At 45.5% G+C, this 15264-nt stretch carries 9 protein-coding genes; all 9 read left to right on the top strand.

The window, feature by feature from the left end; all coding sequences use genetic code 11:
• Positions 1-17: 17 nt before the first annotated feature.
• The 9 genes from K08M4_RS08365 (at position 18) to K08M4_RS08325 (ending at position 15041) form a co-directional block, all read left to right on the top strand.
• Positions 18-3389, top strand: coding sequence for a GH36-type glycosyl hydrolase domain-containing protein (locus K08M4_RS08365; protein WP_086049549.1), 3372 nt, complete (start codon positions 18-20; stop codon positions 3387-3389).
• 96 nt (positions 3390-3485) lie between these two features.
• On the top strand, positions 3486-4475 hold the full coding sequence (locus K08M4_RS08360) for a LacI family DNA-binding transcriptional regulator (protein ID WP_086049548.1): 990 nt from the start codon (positions 3486-3488) through the stop codon (positions 4473-4475).
• A gap of 7 nt (positions 4476-4482) precedes the next feature.
• The gene (locus K08M4_RS08355) at positions 4483-5730 is read left to right on the top strand and encodes an extracellular solute-binding protein (protein WP_086049547.1); all 1248 of its coding nucleotides are present in this window, start codon (positions 4483-4485) and stop codon (positions 5728-5730) included.
• 22 nt (positions 5731-5752) lie between these two features.
• Positions 5753-6628 (top strand): carbohydrate ABC transporter permease, encoded by an 876-nt coding sequence (locus K08M4_RS08350; RefSeq protein WP_017077891.1) that lies wholly within the window; start codon positions 5753-5755, stop codon positions 6626-6628.
• A 6-nt stretch (positions 6629-6634) separates the two neighbouring features.
• Positions 6635-7453, top strand: coding sequence for a carbohydrate ABC transporter permease (locus K08M4_RS08345; RefSeq protein WP_086049546.1), 819 nt, complete (start codon positions 6635-6637; stop codon positions 7451-7453).
• Entirely contained in the window at positions 7453-7938 is a 486-nt protein-coding gene (locus K08M4_RS08340) for a hypothetical protein (RefSeq protein WP_086049545.1), read from the top strand. Before K08M4_RS08345 ends, K08M4_RS08340 begins: the two co-directional genes overlap by 1 nt.
• A gap of 3 nt (positions 7939-7941) precedes the next feature.
• Complete coding sequence (locus K08M4_RS08335; RefSeq protein WP_086049544.1) at positions 7942-10098, top strand: glycoside hydrolase family 3 N-terminal domain-containing protein; 2157 nt, start codon at positions 7942-7944, stop codon at positions 10096-10098.
• Positions 10099-10320: 222 nt separating this feature from the next.
• Complete coding sequence (gene hrpA, locus K08M4_RS08330; RefSeq protein ID WP_086049543.1) at positions 10321-14403, top strand: ATP-dependent RNA helicase HrpA; 4083 nt, start codon at positions 10321-10323, stop codon at positions 14401-14403.
• Between the two features lie 143 nt (positions 14404-14546).
• A complete protein-coding gene (locus tag K08M4_RS08325; RefSeq protein WP_086049542.1) occupies positions 14547-15041 on the top strand; it encodes an outer membrane beta-barrel protein in 495 nt (164 codons plus the stop codon).
• Positions 15042-15264: the final 223 nt, after the last annotated feature.

Genomic DNA, 15264 nt, shown 5'->3' with positions numbered 1-15264 from the left:
GTTTGGAGTAAAGTTTTATGCACCACATTCAACCTGGACCACACATGAGCGTCGGAAGCCAAAGTTTGAACCTTACGTTCAACGCAGACGGCGTATTAGGCGCGATTCGCAGTGGTCGTTTAATGGTGTCTTTATTCGATACGCCTGACTCAGAAATGGCGATCTCGAATGTATTTCTTCGTGTCAAGAGTGAAGGTGGATTCAAAGTTACACCATTGCTTTTTTTTAATAACAAGATTGAAACGTTTAAGCAAAGCGATGGTTCATTACAATGGGTAACAACAACGGAAGACTTCGAAGCCGTTGTCTCGATTAAAACTGTTGACCATGCATTTTTCTACGATGTGAATATTACGAACCTCTCTTCACAGCCACTGACTTATGACTTGATTTACGGTCAGGACGTTGGTCTTGCGGATGAAGGCGCGGTCAAAACTAATGAATTGTACTGTTCTCAATATCTAGATCATCAAATCTTTGAAAACGAGATGGGCTATGTGGTTTGTAGCCGCCAAAACTTACCTCAATTTTCAGGCAACCCGCGCATTCAATTGGGTTCTCTTTCTACTGTCGTTGGCTACAGCACCGATGGTTTCCAGTTCTTTGGTAAGGAGTTCAAGTTGACAGGTGAGGCCGTAGCCCTGATCGCACCTCAACTTGAAAACCAAAAATATCAATACGAGATGGGCTACATCGCGCTTCAAACTGAAGAAGTCACGCTTACAGCAGACTCGTCTAAAGAAGTGGTTTTCTACGGTGTTATCACTCCTAATTTCCCGAAATCAAATTCAGGTGAGCCTCTGGAGCTTGACGAGATTGCAGCCAAGCACGCTCAACTAACGCTGTCTGAAGAGATGGAACGTGAGCCTCTATCTTGTGTGCACAAACCTAAGGGAGCCTACCTACAAGGTGAAAAGCTGAACAAGGAAGAGATTGCCGAGCTCTTCGGTGATACTCAGACGTTCGCCGATGTCAAAGACGGTGAGCTACTTTCATTCTTTTATGGCGACAATAAGTACGTGACCTTGCCTGAAAAAGAGAAGCATCTAGAGCGCATGACAGGCCATGTGATCGCATCGGGTAATAACCAAGATTACCAGCAATCTATTATGAGCTCGACCCACTACATTAGCGGTGTTTTCAACTCACAGCTGACGCTTGGTAATACCTCATTTAACAAACTCTTGGGTGTGTGCCGAAACCCGTTAAACCAATTCACTCATGCAGGGCAAAGAGTGTGGGTTGAAGTGGAAGGAACCTACCGCGTATTGGGCATGCCTTCGGCTTACGAAACTGGCCAAAACTATTCGCGTTGGATCTATAAACTACTTGGTGGCTACCTAGAGATCGTTTCGTTCTCTAGTGCACAAAACCCAATGATTCAGCTGGATATCACTAAGCATGGCATCGAAGATCCACTTTCAATCAAAGTGTCACACCAACTTGTTTTCGGTAATAACGAAGGTGAAGGCAGTGTAGATATTGTAAGAGGTGGCGACCTGTTCACAATGACAGGCAAGAACGAACTGATTGAACAATTCATGCCACAGCTGAGCTATGGCCTTGCAGTGTCAGGCATAGATGTAACAGCTGAAACGATCGGGCGAGCGGATTCTGATTCAGTGGAGTATCTGGTACTTAACGGTTCCCTTGAAAGCCGTTGTTCCATCGCGATTGGCGGAAAAACCGATGCGCTAGATACTACAGCACAATTTATGGCGTTTGAGGCGGAAAGTGATCAATACCAAAAAGGTATTCAATCATTGACCAAAGGATTCAATGTCGATTTCAGCGAAGATAACGGAAACAGTCAGCGTATCAATACCTGTTTGAACTGGTTCACTCACAACGCGTTGGTTCACTACTCAACGCCACACGGCTTGGAGCAATACTCAGGCGCTGCATGGGGTACGCGCGATGTGTCTCAAGGTCCATTCGAACTGTTTATGTCGATGCAGGAATACGCAAAGGCAAAAGCGGTACTAGAAGAGATCTACAGCCACCAGTACCAAGAAACGGGTACTTGGCCTCAATGGTTCATGTTCGACCAATACGCAACCATTCAACAAGAAGAGGCGCACGGTGACATTGTAGTGTGGCCGCTCAAAGCTCTAGCTGATTACCTAAATACTACGGGCGACATCAGTATTCTGAATGTTGAATTGCCGTACACCCTAGCAGAAGAGGGCTTTGTAAAAAGCGAAAGCAGCTTCACTTTAATGCACCACGTAAAAACTCAAGTTCAGCATATGCTTGATAACATTGTACCGGGAACATCACTCTCTTGCTACGGTGATGGCGACTGGGACGATACGCTACAGCCAGCGAATCAATCACTGCGTGAGAACATGGTGAGTGGTTGGACAATTCCACTAACGCTTCAAGCACTTAAAGGTATGTACCAAGCCCTTCAAGGCAGCGTGCATCAAGACTACGCTGCTTCTTTGATGGAACTGGCCGACAAGATGGAAAGCGATTACCACCACTATTTGATTAAAGATGGCGTGATTGCAGGTTTTATCCATTTCGATCGCGATGAAGAGGGTAGTGTTAAGCAAATCGAACACTTGCTGCACCCATCGGATCAAAAAACGGGTATCAGCTACCGACTATTGCCAGCAAGCCGCTCAATCATTTCAGAAGTGTTTGATCCAGAAATGGCAAGCACTCACATGGACATCATTAAGCAAAACCTTGTTCACCCTGACGGTGTTCGCTTGATGGACAAAATGGCCGAGTACAAAGCAGGTAAGCAGAGCTACTTTAAGCGCGCAGAACTGGCAGCTAACCTAGGACGTGAAGTTGGTCTTCAATACTGCCACGCACATATTCGATTCATCGAAGCACTGTGTAAGTTGGGTGACGCGGAAGCAGTATTCGACAACCTGTACAAAATTGTCCCAGTGGGTATTCAAGACCACGTGCCGAACGCTGAGCTTCGTCAGTCTAACGCGTACTTCTCAAGTTCAGATGCGAAATTCAATGACCGCCCAACGGCTTACGACAACTTTGACCAAGTGAAGAGCGGTGAGGTTGCAGTGAAAGGTGGCTGGAGAATCTACTCAAGTGGTCCAGGCATTTACGTTAACCAACTTATATCTAATGTATTTGGTGTTCGATTCGCGCAGAACGACCTCATTCTTGACCCTGTTATCTCACCACGAGTTGGGCAGACGAAGATCCATTTCGAGCTTGATGAGAAGCCGGTTACCTTGGTTATTGACATGGTAGATGGTTCACATACACCGAAATCTATCTCGATAAACGGCGAAACGGTTCCATTCGAACTCACTGAGAACCGCTATCGCTCTGGTGGTGCGAAGATCTCACGTGAGTGGCTACTTCAAAGATTGAGTAGTGAAGAAAACACCCTCCATATCTCCCTTTAATAACTTATTGGGCTCAGCAATGAGCCCAATCCATAAGGCTGAGTATGAGAAAAGTGCAAGGTGTGAAGAGCTAGGCTCTTAAAGGAAATAAGTGAAATGAAAGTGACCATTAAAGACGTGGCTAAAAAGGCAAATGTCTCCATCGCAACCGTTTCGTACGCAATGAATGACTGCAATCGCGTCAGTGAAAAAACGCGCCAGCATGTCCTCAATATTGCTAACGAGATGAACTATGTCGCCAACACTAATGCCAAGCAGTTGAAGCAGCGTCGTAGCTATGCAATCGGCCTGTTTCTAAACAACTGGTTTGGTCCGATATACAGCGAACTTGTTAAAGGGATCGAGAAGGTATGTCACCAACGTGGCTATGATGTCGTGGCTTGTAGCATGTATGGCAATGAAGACTCTACGGCTCACAAGTACATTCGAGATCGAGTCGTTGATGGCGCAGTGGTGTTAACCAATTCATTTGATACCGAGTTTCTAAAATCGGTCGCAGGCCCGGATTTTCCCATGGTGGTGCTAGACCGAGAGTTAAATGCCCCTGGTATTTACAACATCCTTATCGACAACTTTGGTGGAGCATTCAGTGCAACCAAAGAGTTGGTGCTCAAGGGCTGCAAGGACATCTACTTCTTCACTGGACCCGACGACTCATACGATAGCAAAAAGCGATTAGACGGCTATATTTCCGCTTTGGGGTATTTCAATCTACCTGTCAAAAATCATCATTTGATAAAAAGCGACTTTACCGAAAAGACTGCTTACAAACAGATGAAAGACATATTTGAACAGGGACGTAGGCCTGATGCCGTATTTGCTGCCAATGATGAAATGGCGATTGGCATACTTCGCGCAGCTAAGCGTTATGAAATAGATATTCCCAACGAAATGAAACTTGTCGGCTTTGACAATATAAGAATGGCAGAGTTAATGATTCCAAGTTTATCTACCGTTACTCATGAAAAAGAGGGAATGGGGGAGCTAGCAGCATCAACATTGATCAATGCTCTCGATGATAAAACCGAAAAATTACAAGCATTAACGATTTTGCCAACCTCCTTAATTTTACGTGAAACTCTGTAGGATAGTTATGAAAAAGTGGTTGATTGGATGTGTGTTCGCATTAAGTTCGCAGATCACACTCGCAGATAATACCCGTATCGAAGTCATGACCCCAGTAGGTAATTACATGGACTTTGTCCGTTCTGAGTTAGTTCCTGAGTTCAAAAAAAGATACCCAAACGTAGATGTTGTTGTTTCAAATGATGAAAATTTAGAGACCCGTATGGCAGCAGGTGATGTGCCGAATCTCTATGCTGGAGTCTTTGGCTATCAACCTGCGAAATACGCAAAGATGGGCAAGCTAGCTTATTTGGAGCAGTTTGATGGGTTCAATGAAATGGTTGATAGGATTGACCCAGTTTTTATGCAAAAAAACTACGGTAGAAACTACTACATCCCTTGGAATGCAACAACGACATTGATGCTCTACAACAAAGAGTTGTTCATCGAAGCGGGCTTAGACCCAAACAATCCACCTCAAACATGGGATGAATTCTTATACGCGGCAGAAAAAATTAGCCAACTACCTCCACGAGCCGACGGCAGCCCCGTGTATGGCACGGTTTTTTGGAACGAAGCGCTATCGTGGGGAAGTTGGTATTGGAGCATGTTGGCTCAGATGTACTACAACTTCAACGATGGCCAATACGGCCTGCTTAATCGTTTTGGCACTAATCCTATTTTTGATAGAGAAGAAGCTAATTTAGCCCTGTTCTTGGAAACTATGGCTAAAGCGCAACAGTTCGCACCTCTTACAATGGAGAAGAACTTTTTCTCCCGCACCATAGGCATGTGGCCTCAGTTTGGCTTTGGTTGGAAAGCCAATCTAACGGAAGCTGCGGGTAAGCCGATGGTTGTCGGAGAAGATGTAGGTCTAGCTAAAATCCCAACACTCAACAAAGGCGACACTTCGTATTCAACCTTAGACGGTCGAGCTTTAATGATCTTCAAAGACAGCGTAGAGAAAGAGCGGTTATCTTGGGCATTTTTGGAGATGATGATGGAAGATGAGGTCAACCACAAAGCGAATAAGGCGTTGGGTCAACTTCCTACATTGATTTCTCTAAAAGACAGACCTTACTACAACACGCCTGAAGCGAAACCTTTTGTTGAACAACTGCCAAACGCCAAACTGAACGAACCTTTCGCGCTGTCATCGGATATGGCAGGAGTCATTCTAGAGCAGTACTCAAAGGCGGTAGTGAAGCAGGATGTTTCTGCCGAGAAAGCGGTTGAAGCGGCGGCGAAGCAAGCTGAAAAACTCATTAACGAATAGTGTGATAGGTCTAAGTGAAACTATGAAAAAAGATAACCTCATAACCGGCTACCTGTTCCTTGCACCATGGATTGTGTACTTCGCGGTCTTTTTGATTTACCCGTTCTTCTTGTCGTTCGAGAGTAGCTTTCTAAGCGTAAACATCTTGATGCCAGAGAACACTAAGTTCATCGGTTTAACCAACTGGATTACAGTGGTGACGGACTTCTTGTTCTGGAAGTCGTTGTTCAATGTGGTGTTTAATCAAGTCATCTTTGTCTCATTGAGCTTTGTGATTGGACTGGGTTTAGCCTTATTACTTAACGAGATCAAATTCTTGTCGAGTATGTTTAGGACAATCATGTTTATACCTGTGGTGACCTCGATTACTGTTGCGATGATTATTTTTGATTTCGTATCGAGTCCTTCGGGCCCTATTCAAAACACCATGGTTGGTGCCAGCCTTCTTTCAGAGCCTGTGTTCTGGAAATTTGAAGAGTGGTTACCAATGCCGATCATTGCGGTATTCAGCGCCTGGAAGTGGTTTGGTGTTCAGATGATCATTTTCCTCGGTGGCATCGCAAGTATAGACAAATCTTTGTTTGAAGCCGCTGATATTGATGGTGCATCGTGGTGGCGTAAGACCAAGAAAATCACTTTGCCGATGATCATGCCGCAAATCGTGTTTGTGATGACAATGAATATTATCAACGGCTTGCAGATGTTTATCGAAGTGTTCATGAACTTCGACCTAAACGGAGGGCCTTATCAATCGGCACTCACCCCTGTACTTTACCTCTACCAAACCGGTTTTGAGCAGATGAAGATGGGTGAAGCTTCAACCATTGGCTTGATGCTAGCTTGCGTAATTTACCTGCTGACGATGATGCAGTTAAAAATTACCAGTAAGGAAGATTAATCATGAATGTTGATAAGAAAAAAAAACCTACTGATTTATGGCACACTTTTGATTGCCGCTCTTATTGTGTTGTATCCATTTTTTTACATGGTGATCAACTCATTTAAGACCGGGCCAGAGATCATGCACAGCCCGAACAGTTTACCAAAAGAGTGGTCGTTCGCGGGTTACATCAAGGTGTTTGATTCGGTGAACTTGGGTAGAGTGTTCTTCAACACAATCTTTATTTCGGTCACTGTCACGGTACTGAACACGCTGTTCTCATCGATGGTTGCGTATTCGATTGTCAAAACTAACTTACCTGGCCGCGAGTTTTGGTTAAAAGTGATTCTTGGTTCGATGATGATTCCGGCGATTCTGTTCACCATCCCAACCTACATGATGATGTACGAGTGGAATTGGATTAACACCTATCGCGTGCTGATCATTCCGGGGGCAATCAGTGCGTATAACATCTTCTTGATGGTGCAGTTCATGAAGCAGATAGACAATGCTTACTTGGAAGCGGCACGTATTGACGGTGCGAGTGAGATGCGTATCTTCTTCAAAATCATTCTGCCTATGATGCGACCAGCTCTGGCAACGGTCGGTATTCTGACCTTCATGGGTGCATGGAACGACTTTATGGGGCCACTGCTTTATGTGCGCGACGAATCACTCATGACACTTCAACTCGCACTCTATAACTTTAAAACCGAAGTACCGGGTACCAACTTAGAACAATTGTGGGCGATGACTACCATGATTGCAGTACCTGTTGTGATTGTCTTTTTCTGCCTACAGAAGAACTTCATCAAGGCATTTACTGGCGTAGGGGTTAAGTAATGAAAGTATCGACAGGATATAAATTGTTAGCGTTGGCCTCGGTTATCTTTATTGCCTATGGCTCCGCTTGGCTGAGAGCTTACTCACTATCGGAAAACTACTTTGCATACGCAGAGCAGCAATACAAAAAAGGTGAGCTGGTAACAGCGTTAAAAGGGATGAACAAACTCGAACTCAGAATTGAAGATGAGTATTTAGGTGGCTACCAACAAGTGATAGAGACTTGGCGAAGCGCAACGCTTGGTCCTAAACCAGACGCTTACTATCAGTCATTGGAGAAGCCTGCATTGATCATTAAGCAATTAAACGAAGAGCAGTTAATGGCCTTTATTGAAATCTACGTGCAGCTTGATTCTCGATATGTGCCAACGGCTGCCGATCAACTGCGACGCTTAGCGAAACAGTCTGGTAATGACGCATTATACCAAGAGATGACCGAGTTTCTAAAAGAAGCCTTCCCACGCTATAAAATGAAAGAGATTTAATTGATGGCCTTGTACAAAGACAGCTCTGCGAGTTACCAAACCAGAGCGCAAGACTTACTGTCTCAGATGACGCTTGTCGAGAAAGTGGGTCAGCTTTGCCAATCTCCAATGCTAGATTATGACGACAATAAGCAAGAGTATTTGATGAAAGTGGAGCAGGGTGCGTATGGCTCGCGCATCCTTGCTGACACGGCGTGGGCAGGCAATGCTCCGGGTGAATCGGTTGATCCGCATCAGCTCAATGAGATCCAAAAGGTGGCGATGGAAAAAAGCCGCCTTGGTATTCCCATAATATTCGCTCGTGATGTGATTTACGGCCAAAAGACGGTGCTACCCATTCCTCTGGCTCAGGCATGTTCTTGGAACCCCAAGTTGGTTGAAGAAGCTTATGAGTGCATTGCTGCAGAAGCGGCATCGCTAGGCATTAACTGGACTTTTGCGCCGATGCTCGACATTGTTCGAGACCCTCGTTGGGGCAGAGTGATTGAGAGTTCAGGTGAAGATCCGTACTTAACCAGTCAGTTTGCTAAATCAGTAGTGAAAGGTTTCCAAGGTGACGACCCTTCACAACCCAATAAGCTGGTGGCGTGCGCCAAACATTTTGTTGGTTACGGAGCGTCAGAGGGTGGTCGCGACTACGACACCACGGAATTGAGCGATAACACCTTACACAATGTGCATTTGCCTCCGTTTGCCGCAGCTGTGAAAGCTGGCGTTGCAACCATGATGTCTGGATTTAACGACCTTGGTGGTACACCGGTAACCGGATCTCGCCTATTAATTCGAGACTGGCTCAAAGGCGAGCAGAAGTTTGATGGCATGGTCGTCAGTGATTGGGGCTCTATTTCCGATCTGGAATACTTCCAAGTTGCGAAAGACCCATCGGCAGCGGCGTTAAAGGCGTTGGATGCGGGTGTTGATATGGCGATGACGCACGAAGCATACGAAGATACCCTTGAAGAACTGGTGATGAGCAATCCAAGCTTGCAAGAAAACCTAGATGAAGCCGTTTATCGTGTATTGTTAACCAAGTTTCGCGCTGGTCTGTTTGAACGACCATACATCGACCCTGAACTGCATAAAAGCGTACTCGGGTTAGAGGAACATAAGCACAAAGCGTTAGCTCTCGCTGAAGAGAGCATGGTGCTGCTTAAAAATGATGGTGATTTGCTACCGTTGGACTCACAAGGTTTAACCATTGCTGTGATTGGTCCTCATGCTCATTCACAAAGGCAGCACCTTGGTTCTTGGTGTTTAGATGGCAATGCGGACGACGTAGCAACGATAGCCGATGGCATCCAAGCAGCTGCGCCAGAGAACACCATAATTACTGATTCAAGCGCATTTAGTGATGACATGATGGAGTGTGCGCATCGCGGCGATGTAGTTGTACTCTGTGTCGGTGAAAGTCATCGCCGAACTGGAGAAGCTCGCAATATCGCTGAGCTTGTGCTGCCACCGGGTCAAGAAGAGTTGATTGAGGCAATTGGTAAAACGGGTAAACCTCTGATTGTGGTGCAGTGTACTGGTAGACCTGTACCGTCTCCTAAGGTTGAGCAATACGCCCAGTCGTTGGTTTATGCATGGCAAAGCGGTACAGAGACAGGCAACGCAGTCGGTAACTTACTGTTTGGTCGCAGCAATCCGAGTGGTAAGTTGACCATGACGGTGCCAAGAACGACGGGTCAAATACCGATGTATTATGGCCGCAAGCCGATTGGCAAAATGAGAGCTTATCAAGAGTACATGCCATACAAAAATGAGCAAGATACACCGCTTTACCCATTCGGTTTTGGCTTGAGTTACTCTCAGTTTGAATATGGTAAGTTGACGGCTGTGACATCTGAAATTGCTGAGGATGAGAACCTGATTGTTGAAGTTGAGGTAGAGAATGTATCTGAAAGGGCAGGGCAAGAAATCGTTCAATGCTATATCTCACGTAAGGTATCTTCGACGACTCGCCCTCAACGAGAGCTAAAAGCATTTACAAAATGCTTTTTAAAAGGGAATGAACGTAAAACGATTAGGCTGACGATTTCAGCGGACGACCTAAAGTTCTATGGTTCTCAAGAGTGTTTTATGTATGAGGTTGGTGACATTGACATCTACATTGGGGGAAGCTGTCTAGCGACTGAGTCGGTAACTGTTCATCTTGGGTAAACATTCCACTTAACGTAAATTGTTCGAAGGAAAGTAAAAGAGATTGGGTAGAACCAATCTCTTTTTGTTTATACGTTGCGGTGTATCTGACTAATGTTGTACATGTTTAAACACTGTGCCTGAATAATTAAAACAACAGGCTAGGGTGGCTTTCCGTTCTATAGCCTAGCTCACTTGTGATATAATCGCGCGAGTTTAATAAGTACAAGAATAGGACACGCTTTGACTTCGTCTCCGGAAAAAGCAGACAACAACAAGAATACAGCACAGCCAAGTTCTTCACAGAACCAAGCGAAACCAAACAAAGCTGCATCGAACAAGCCTGCTGAACAATTAAATGCTGAACAAGCAAATGCAAAAAAAGCTGAACAGTCAGCGACAAAGACAAAACCATCTCAAAATAGCCCAGTATCTCTTCGTAAAGCGCTCCACGAATGTATGATGCGCGACCGCTTCCGTTTGAGTCAGCGAATTACTGGCGCGAGTAAAATCAAGAACGAACAATCTAAACACGCTGTCTTCGATGAGATTGCGTTAGATATTGCCAAGTCGATGATGACGGCAACTCAGCGTGCTGCGCAGAAACCCACCATCGAATACCCAGAGATTCTCCCTGTTAGCCAAAAGCGCGATGATATTGCGAAAGCCATTGCTGAAAACCAAGTGGTTATCGTGGCGGGTGAAACAGGTTCGGGTAAAACCACTCAGTTACCAAAGATCTGTTCTGAGCTTGGCCGAGGTCGTTTTGGCCTAATTGGTCACACTCAGCCTCGTCGTCTTGCGGCGCGTTCGGTTGCCAACCGTATTGCAGAAGAGATGGAAACTCAGTTAGGTGAGTTCGTTGGTTACAAGGTTCGTTTTAACGACCAAATTTCTGAAAACACCCAAATCAAATTGATGACCGACGGTATTCTACTGGCGGAAATTCAGCACGACCGTTTCTTAAGCCAGTACGACACCATCATTATCGATGAAGCGCACGAACGTAGCCTGAATATCGACTTCATCATGGGTTACTTAAGAGAGCTTCTGCCAAAGCGTCCTGACTTGAAAGTGATTATCACGTCGGCGACCATCGATCCTGAGCGTTTCTCGAAGCACTTTAACAATGCACCCATCATTGAAGTATCAGGTCGTACTTACCCAGTTGATACGCGTTACCGCCCACTAGGTGGTGATGACAGTGATTCAGACCGCGATCAAATCGAAGGCATATTTGAAGCCGTTGATGAGCTGTGTGATGAAGGCCAAGGCGATATCTTGATCTTCATGAACGGTGAACGTGAAATTCGTGATACTGCCGATTCTTTAAGTAAACGTAACCTGCGTGATACTGAGATTGTTCCGCTGTACGCGCGTCTATCGGCGGGTGAGCAGAACCGTATCTTCCAGTCTCATACTGGTCGACGCATTGTTCTCGCGACCAACGTGGCAGAAACCTCGTTAACCGTTCCGGGTATTAAGTATGTTATCGACCCGGGTACGGCGCGTATTAGCCGTTACAGCTACCGTACTAAAGTACAACGCCTACCGATTGAGCCAGTGTCTCAAGCAAGCGCAAATCAGCGTAAAGGTCGTTGTGGTCGTGTTGCTGAAGGTATCTGTATTCGTCTTTACTCTGAGGAAGATTTTGAATCACGCCCAGAGTTTACTGACCCAGAGATCCTTCGTACTAACCTAGCATCGGTTATCCTTCAGATGACAGCGTTAGGCCTAGGCGATATTCAAGCATTCCCATTTGTTGAAGCGCCCGATAAGCGCAACATTCAAGATGGTGTAAGGCTACTTGAAGAGCTAGGTGCAATCGCAACCGCTGAACCGGCTGCGAACAAAAACAAGAATCAAGGCGACGATAAGAAGAAGCTAACCGCGATTGGTCGTAAGCTAGCGAAGCTGCCGATCGATCCACGTTTAGCGCGTATGGTGATTGAAGCCCCAAGTAACCGCTGTTTACATGAAGTGATGGTGATTGCGTCTGCGTTGTCGATTCAAGATCCGCGTGAGCGCCCATCAGACAAGCAACAATCATCTGACGATAAGCACAAGCGCTTCTTCGATAAAGAGTCGGACTTCATCACGTTTGTGAACCTTTGGGATTACGTTAAGCAGCAACAGAAAGAGCTGTCGAGTAACCAGTTCCGCAAACAGTGTAAGCAAGATTATTTAAACTATTTACGTATCCGTGAATGGCAAGATGTGTACTTCCAAATTCACCAAGCGATGCGTGAATTAGATACCAAGCTGAATACAGAGCCGGGCAGCTACGATGGCATTCACATGTCACTGCTCTCAGGTCTGCTTTCACACATCGGTATGAAAGACCAAGAGAAGAATGAATATCAAGGTGCTCGTAATGCGCGCTTCCATATCTTCCCTGCGTCTGGCCTCTTTAAGAAACAGCCTAAGTGGATCATGTCTGCTGAGCTGGTGGAAACCTCAAAACTTTGGGGTCGTGTTATCGCCAAAATTCAGCCGGAATGGATTGAACCACTAGCGAAACACCTGATTAAGCGCAGCTACAGCGAACCACATTGGTCGAAGAAGCAAGCGGCAGTAATGGCTCACGAAAAAGTGATGCTTTACGGTATCCCAATCATTCCAAAACGCTTAGTCAACTACGGTGCGATTGACGCAACCGTCAGCCGTGAGTTGTTTGTACGCAGCGCATTGGTCGAAGGTGAGTGGGAAACCAAACACGCTTTCTTCAAACAAAACCGTAAGCTACTGCAAGAAGTTGAAGAGCTTGAGCATAAGTCTCGTCGTCGTGACATCTTGATTGACGATGATGAACTGTTCGATTTCTATGACCAACGTGTTGGTGAAGAAGCGGTTTCAGGCCGTCACTTCGATACATGGTGGAAGAAGACCAGCCAGAAAACACCGGAACTGCTTAACTTTGAAAAGTCGATGCTGTTCCGAGGTGATGCAAGCCACGTTACTGATTTGGATTACCCGAACTTCTGGCATCAAAATGGAATCAAGTTGAAGCTGAGCTACCAATTTGAGCCGGGCGATGACAACGATGGTGTAACGGTACACATTCCGCTGCCTATCTTGAACCAAATCGACCAGAACGGTTTTGATTGGCAGATCCCAGGCCTACGTCAGGAACTGGTGATTAGCCTGATTAAGTCGTTACCAAAAACGCTACGCCGTAACTTTGTGCCTGCACCAAACTACGCTGATGCATTCTTGGCTCGTGTAACACCACTAGAAGCTCCGTTGTTGGATTCTCTTGAGAAAGAACTACGCCGCATGACCGGTGTGGAAGTGGTACGTGATGACTGGAAGTTAGACCAGATTCCAGAGCACTTAAAGGTAACATTCCGTGCTGTGGATCATCGCAAGCGCAAACTGAAAGAGCAGAAAGACCTGCATGAGTTGAAAGAGAGCCTGAAAGACAAGGTTCAAGAAACACTTTCTAAAGTGGCAGACGATGACATTGAACAGCAAAACCTGCATACGTGGAGCTTTGGTGAGTTACCAAAAGTCTACCAACAGAAACGTGGTGGCTATGATGTTAAAGCCTTCCCAGCACTGGTGGACACCAAAGACAGCGTAGAAATCAAATTGTTCGAAACTGAGCAAGAGCAGATCACTGCAATGAAATCGGGTCAGCGTCGTTTAATTCTGTTGAACGTACCATCGCCGATCAAATACTTGCACTCGAATTTACCGAACAAATCTAAGCTTGGTTTGTACTTCAACCCATACGGACAGGTGCTCGATCTTATCGATGACTGTATCGCTTGTGGTATTGATAAGCTGATTGAGCAGAAGGGCGGCATAGTTTGGGAGCCAGAGCAGTTTGAAGCTCTGAAAGAACACGTACGTGCAGAGTTGGATGACACAGTTGTTGAGATCGCTCAACAGGTTGAAACCATCTTAACCACGGCATTCAGCATCAGCAAGAAGCTCAAAGGGCGTGTGGATCTTTCCATGGCATTTGCGCTTTCAGACATTAAAGCTCAAATAGAAGGTTTGATTTTTAAGGGCTTTGCCACAGAATGCGGGTGGAAACGCTTGCCGGATATTCTACGCTATATGAAAGCGATAGAGCGTCGAATGGAGAAACTGCCGATTGACCCGAACAAAGATCGTCTTCATATGATCAAAGTTGAGTCAGTAATGAATAATTACAAAGAGCTGCTGAATAAAATCCCAAAAGGGATCGCGGTTCCAGAAAATGTAAAAGAGGTGCGTTGGATGATAGAAGAGCTTCGTGTAAGCTTCTTCGCACAGCAACTCGGCACACCTTACCCAGTATCAGATAAGCGTGTTAAAAACGCGATTGATGCTTGCTAAACGAATAAAGCTAGACGCAATGGCAAGGTTTGGGTATAAATCTTGCATATTGCATTACTAATTGAATAGTTATTACATACAGGGCGACTTGGTGGCAATTTATTACCACACAAGGCCTGCCAACAGGACGAAAAAGGTCGAATATGAAAAAAACGTTATTGGCTCTAGCACTGCTAGGTGCATCTTCAACAGCGATGGCTGATTCTTGGTTGTACGGCGGCGCAATGGGTGGTCAAAACTCATTAGGTAATAAAGAAGAGACAGCAATGGGTATCCACGTGGGTACGGGCATCCTTCCATTTATTGGTGTTGAAGCGGGTTACTGGGATCTAGGTTCTTTCGACAGTGTTAAATACGGCAACCAAACACTGACTAAACTAGACGCAAGCACAACTTACCTAGCAATCAAACCAAGCATCGATTTTGGTCCTCTTCACGTTTACGCGAAGGGTGGTCTTCACTCTTACGAGCTTAAAGCGAACGGCTTCAAGCAAGACGAAGTTGATATCATGTACGGTGTAGGCGCAGAATACTTCATCTTTGGTCCACTATCTGTAGGCGCTAGCTACCAAAACTTCAACATGAAAGATGACGACTCAGGCGTTTTCTCTCTAAACGCAACTATCCACCTACTGTAATTAATCAGTAAGGCGATCGTAAATAGCGGTCGGATAATTGTTTGATGGGTTAGTAAAACTCATAAAAAATGCCAGCTTGATAGCTGGCATTTTTGTATCTATTGACCGGGTAATCTTGACGGTATTTTCTGACCATAGACCATAGACCATAGACCATAGACCATAGACCATAGACCATAGACCATAGACCATAGACCATAGACCATAGCAGTAGCGCGAACAG

The organism is Vibrio syngnathi, from assembly GCF_002119525.1.
In the GTDB taxonomy this organism is placed as follows: Bacteria; Pseudomonadota; Gammaproteobacteria; order Enterobacterales; family Vibrionaceae; genus Vibrio; species Vibrio syngnathi.
Note: the sequence above shows the minus strand (reverse complement) of the source record. Positions and strands in the feature narration are given on the sequence as shown.

Coding starts and splice junctions, on each gene's coding strand:
- K08M4_RS08355 (WP_086049547.1), top strand. CDS start 4,483: ATGAAAAAGTGGTTGATTGGATGTGTGTTCGCATTAAGTTCGCAGATC.
- K08M4_RS08360 (WP_086049548.1), top strand. CDS start 3,486: ATGAAAGTGACCATTAAAGACGTGGCTAAAAAGGCAAATGTCTCCATC.
- K08M4_RS08340 (WP_086049545.1), top strand. CDS start 7,453: ATGAAAGTATCGACAGGATATAAATTGTTAGCGTTGGCCTCGGTTATC.
- K08M4_RS08345 (WP_086049546.1), top strand. CDS start 6,635: ATGTTGATAAGAAAAAAAAACCTACTGATTTATGGCACACTTTTGATT.
- K08M4_RS08350 (WP_017077891.1), top strand. CDS start 5,753: ATGAAAAAAGATAACCTCATAACCGGCTACCTGTTCCTTGCACCATGG.
- K08M4_RS08325 (WP_086049542.1), top strand. CDS start 14,547: ATGAAAAAAACGTTATTGGCTCTAGCACTGCTAGGTGCATCTTCAACA.
- K08M4_RS08365 (WP_086049549.1), top strand. CDS start 18: ATGCACCACATTCAACCTGGACCACACATGAGCGTCGGAAGCCAAAGT.
- K08M4_RS08335 (WP_086049544.1), top strand. CDS start 7,942: ATGGCCTTGTACAAAGACAGCTCTGCGAGTTACCAAACCAGAGCGCAA.